5 protein-coding genes are annotated in these 4,814 nt (G+C 51.1%); 1 reads left to right on the top strand and 4 read right to left on the bottom strand.

The window, feature by feature from the left end; translation table 11 throughout:
* The 3 genes from AC1DIS_RS29745 to AC1DIS_RS29755 all read right to left on the bottom strand — a co-directional run.
* The coding region (locus tag AC1DIS_RS29745; RefSeq protein ID WP_477750592.1) for a hypothetical protein at window positions 1-78 on the bottom strand (78 nt) is incomplete at its 3' end.
* A gap of 147 nt (window positions 79-225) precedes the next feature.
* A complete protein-coding gene (locus AC1DIS_RS29750; RefSeq protein WP_477750589.1) occupies window positions 226-1,398 on the bottom strand; it encodes an HNH endonuclease in 1,173 nt (390 codons plus the stop codon).
* A gap of 165 nt (window positions 1,399-1,563) precedes the next feature.
* Window positions 1,564-2,289, bottom strand: a complete 726-nt coding sequence (locus tag AC1DIS_RS29755; RefSeq protein ID WP_477748911.1) for a hypothetical protein — start codon at window positions 2,287-2,289, stop codon at window positions 1,564-1,566.
* Window positions 2,290-2,602: 313 nt separating this feature from the next.
* Between AC1DIS_RS29755 and AC1DIS_RS29760 the strand changes: the two genes are divergently transcribed.
* A complete protein-coding gene (locus tag AC1DIS_RS29760; protein ID WP_477748912.1) occupies window positions 2,603-3,586 on the top strand; it encodes a hypothetical protein in 984 nt (327 codons plus the stop codon).
* 395 nt (window positions 3,587-3,981) lie between these two features.
* On the opposite strand, the gene AC1DIS_RS29765 is transcribed toward AC1DIS_RS29760, so the two are convergent.
* A partial coding sequence (locus tag AC1DIS_RS29765; RefSeq protein WP_477781285.1) for a hypothetical protein occupies window positions 3,982-4,814 on the bottom strand: 833 nt, incomplete at its 5' end.

Raw genomic sequence — 4,814 nt, forward strand, 5'->3', positions numbered from 1 at the left:
ATCGCTGACGTAGTCGTCGAGGCTCTCGGGAAGTAAGGTGCCTTGGCCTCGATGTTCACCTTGGATAAAGCGCTTCATGGGCGATCCTTGCGATGAAATCCTCAGAAATCATAGCAAGGGTTCGCGGAGGCGTTTTTACACACTCTGGGTCGGTTGCAGCCTTGGCGACAGGCAGAAACCGGCCAAAAAGCGTCGTTCGAGTATTTTTAGGAGACCGCGGGCGATTCAGTTTTGACTCGATGGCATGCGAGCTTGAAGCTCCTCGATTGTAAGCACTGGAATATGCCGATGAAGCATTGCATGGCAGTTTGGACATACAGGACGAAGATCCGTTATAGGATCTAGCATGTATGCCTCTCCGATCTCACTGAGTGGTTTCAAATGATGAACATGAATGAACCCCTCGCCTAAATCACCATAGATTGCAGCGAAGTCGAATTGACACACAAAGCACTCCCACCCCCAATGACTGATGCATTTCAGTCGAGCCCCTCTGTCCCGCTCGTAAACCTTCGTCATCACCATTTTGGCTGCGCCCTCAACCACCGATCCCAAATCTATCTGGCTTGTCGGCTGTTCGGTGCCATCGAATGGAGTTCGTAGGGGAGAAAAATCCCAGACTACCTGCACAGGCGTTGTGTTGAACACTTCATGCGGCCTTCCAGTGCCCGCAAATGTGAATAGATCACGGTCATCAAAACGATAAAAAATGTAAATTTTGTTATGAGGCTTTAGCAGTCGTTGGATTGAGTCATGCTCCAACTTTGATGGACCCTTGCCAGACCAGACTAGGCGATCACCATCAAAATGATTGGCGTAATCATGTCCCGTTCGGCCACTAACACCTACATTACAAAATATGAAGAAGTTCCCCTCGTGCTCTACATAGCCGGTAAACCAGGGCCCACCCTTTGGCTCGGGATTCAATTTGAGTATCTTGAAGATACTCGACCTGCTGTACTGCTTGGCTAAGAAAAAAGGCAAAGTCGTAGATCGGGTTTGAGATATCGCAGTTTCAAGGGGTATTTTAGACTTTGGCAGAGATGGCTGTACGGATTGCGACCCCTCACTTTGGTCACTGGATTCTGGTTCGTAATCTGCCGCATTCAACCGCTTGTTAGCAGCGTTAACAATGTGCTCATCAAAATGGTGCCGCCACCTGCTCTGAAGGACCAGAGCCTCCACCGAAAGGTCCAGCCTGCCACCTTCCCACAGCTTGGTGAAGCCTTCTGAAGGATTTGGTTGAGATATCAAGGCGACCACCGTCTGATACCCGCCGACAGAGCCGAGCATTTGTAAAAAATAGCTAGGTCTATAGTTAAGCGCCTTCTCCGCCTCCAGTGCTTTGTCGTGTAGAAATCTCGTAAACGCTGCATTTTCACTATGTGTCATCGCCATATCTCTAAATCCTCCCTAGTTTCGTAGATATATCAAAGGGCAGCTTCTAGCGGATTTCTGCCTGTTACAAGGGGCTGTAACCAACCCATTTAAAACAGGTGCCTATTGGCCGATACCAAACACACAGCCAAAGGCCGGCGGCTATCTGGTGCATACCTGGCGACTTCAGTGAATCGGATCGGCTGTCTGCCAGATCTGCGCGTGGGCCTGAATCTTGAGCTGAGCCGTTTCTGGGTCCGCACGGAGAAGGCTGGTAGGGGCGCGGGCGGCCAGAGCATTAAAGGATTGCCCAAGGCTCCAGGATTCCCGCTCATCGATGATGATCAGCCGGTCATGTAGCGATCGATCAGACGCAAGCCTGGCTTCCAGTGGGCGTGCCGATCCATATTGCTGCGACCAGTGTCTTACCGCCGGCGCCAACGCGACCTTGCGTCCGCTGGCATCTGTCAAGATCATCGTTGTGATGCCTTCAGGTACGAGGACAGCAAAGTCGGTCAGCAGATTAGCATCCGCATAGGGGTCGACGAACATCACTGTGCTTTGGGCTTCAGTCAGGATCTTCGATAGGGCGGTGAACGCGGAAAAAGCCTCACCGACTGGGATGAAGGCGCCGCGGGCGGAAGGTGATGCCTGTAGTTCCGCACGGGCCAAGGCACGATTAAGGACAACTGTCATTTGCTGCACGTAATCAGGGTAGCTACGTATGGAATGCAAGTTTTCTGCAGCATGGTTGAAGGTGGCTGTATCCATGAGATTGCCACCTTGCTCAATAAGGGCTGCAGCACGACCTAGCCATCGCTGCCCCTCAGCAGTCTGCCATTGATTAGTGTTCATGTCTGGCATCCCGGCAATCAGGTAGCCGAGCTCGTGATAGAGGCGATCAGGTTCCATGGGCATAGTGGCTTCGGCTCTCCGAAAAGTGAGGCATGAAGCTAGCATAGGCGAGTAGAGAGAAGTTGTAGGGACGCTACAGCTACACAACGTGACGGCTGCTTAGAAATTGCTACAAGGGCCAGGCTTGGGAGCTTTTCGGGCCAGCAAAGCGGGGTGCCGGTGGAAAGCTATGCTCAATCCATCACCGAAAAAGCTGACGACTCTAGATTGTCAGCGGCAGTAATCGACCCAATATGGCGATCGTTATCGGCTTAGTGTGGTATATCGGCTACTGTGCTTCAGCCTCACTCGGCCTAGCCTAGGAACGCAAATGAAATGGAAGAGCAGGAATCTCAGAGAACTCGCCCACATTGTTTGTGGCGACTCTGAGCACTTTCGGTATCGTTCAAGCAGTTACATCACTGAGTTCTTTCAAGACTGTGACTTAGATTACGCCCACGACGGTTCGACCCGATGGGCATGGGTTGCAAGCAGACTGGAGGAGGTGTTGGCTCTACCGCATTCCAGCCCTTCGGTTCCGCCTGATGCTTTCATCCGGATCATCCGTGCAACTCTCGACAAGGGCGACGCGCAGGAGGGTGATCCGGACAGAAACAAAGCACTTGCCGCGCTTAATGCTGTGCTGGCGCGTGAAGGTTGGGAAGCGTTCTACGACGAGCACGGCCTCGGCCAGTTGCGCCACAATGCCACGAACACCATTGCGCAGATGGCGAACCCGCATCGCCCGCTGACTCCAGCAGAGATGGAGCGCCGTGAGCAACTCACCACGTACCTCGACAAGTGCTCCGAAGATGAGCTGATCGAGGAGGTGCTGCTGCCGCTGTTCCGTCAGCTTGGATTTCATCGCATCACGGCAGCGGGTCACAAAGACAAGGCGTTGGAGTACGGCAAGGACGTGTGGATGAAATACACCCTGCCGACCCTCCATGTCCTCTACTTCGGTATCCAAGCTAAAAAGGGCAAGCTGGACTCAGCAGGTGTCGGCAAGCCTGGTTCAGCGAATGTCGCCGAGATTCACAATCAGGTGAACATGATGCTCGGACACGAGATTTTCGACTCGGAACTGAATCGACGAGTACTGGTTGACCACGCATTCATCGTCGCCGGCGGCGAGATAACAAAGCAGGCAAGAAACTGGCTAGGCAACAAGCTGGATGCCACGAAGCGTTCTCAGATCATGTTTATGGACAGGCACGACATCCTTAACCTGTTCATTGTTACGAATCTGCCGTTGCCAAAGAATGCTCTGCCTCTCCGGAAGGTGATAGTCCCCTTCGACGACATACCGTTCTAGCGAACGGGAGTGTTACGGGGCTGGGCAGCCTCTGGCCACCGACTGACTGTTTCTGGCCGATTCTGTTGAAAAAGTCGGTTTCCCCCAAAATGTTCGAATACTGGTGGGTGAAAACACCTCTTTTGCACGCTGCTACGTAAAATCCGACTCCGGAAAAGCCTCTGCTGAAAGCAAGGATTTCAATCTCAGGCGCGTATTTTTCTGCCGTGGAAACCAAGCCGGACTTTTTCAACAGAATCGGCCGATTGCTGCCTATCGCGAAAGACCGCAATCGGCCAAAAGCTGACGATCGATTAAAGGCAGCTTTAGCCGGTAGCGGACGCTAGTAACTAACCGCTATCGGCTCATATAAACCCGCTTACTAAATTATTCGAGGGTAGTTACAGATATCCACACTATTTTCGTCCCCCTTTTGAATTAGAACGCCTCGTCTTAGGGACTGTATCTTCCGCAGCTTGGAAAACAGTGTCACCGAGATTGAGCTTGCTTTTATCAGCAACCTTCATGAACTCGCTAACAAACTTGTAAAGCATTTCGGTTTCGACAGTGCTAACTGGTGCTTCTGCTTCTACAACCGCGCCACTATGGTCCGCGTCCCTTATAGTTCCTGCCGACTTGAGCCTAAACTGACATACCACTCCTGGAATAATTTCCATCGACAGAACTTTTGGCAGGAGTTTTGGCAGCTCTTGAAAAGTCCTCTCGTTATCTAACGAATCAAGCCATTGATATTCGGCCCATGAAATGTCACAAGAAGAGATCTCCTCCCAAGAAAAGCTACTTTTGAGTAATTTTTCAATATTTTTGACTGCCCGGGCCCAAGCTGGATCCCAAGAAGTAGGCCCGCATAGTGCCGCGATTAGGCCGAACCAAACATAAATTGAAGGATTGCGCTTCACAATGTCTTTCAAAAGAAAGACATGAGAAGTTCCACGTCCAACTAAAAAGGCCGCTAATGCGATTTCCAACTCTGCCTGATCATTGTGATCTCGTGAGCCGCCTAAACGGGCCGACCAGTCTTTCGAGAATTTTCTAAAAGCAACAACACGATTTTCAGCGGAGTCACTCAATAACCCCATATAATCCGTTATCGAAGGTCCATTGCCGAATAAATCTTTATTATCTGGATGACATGCTTGAAGGAGCTGTTCGGCTCCGGCGTTATCGTTCCAAGAAATACTAACTCTACTCCAAATTGGCTGCAAGGATTTGATATGGATTAGACGAT

Source organism: Pseudomonas sp. 05N433 (genome assembly GCF_056396925.1).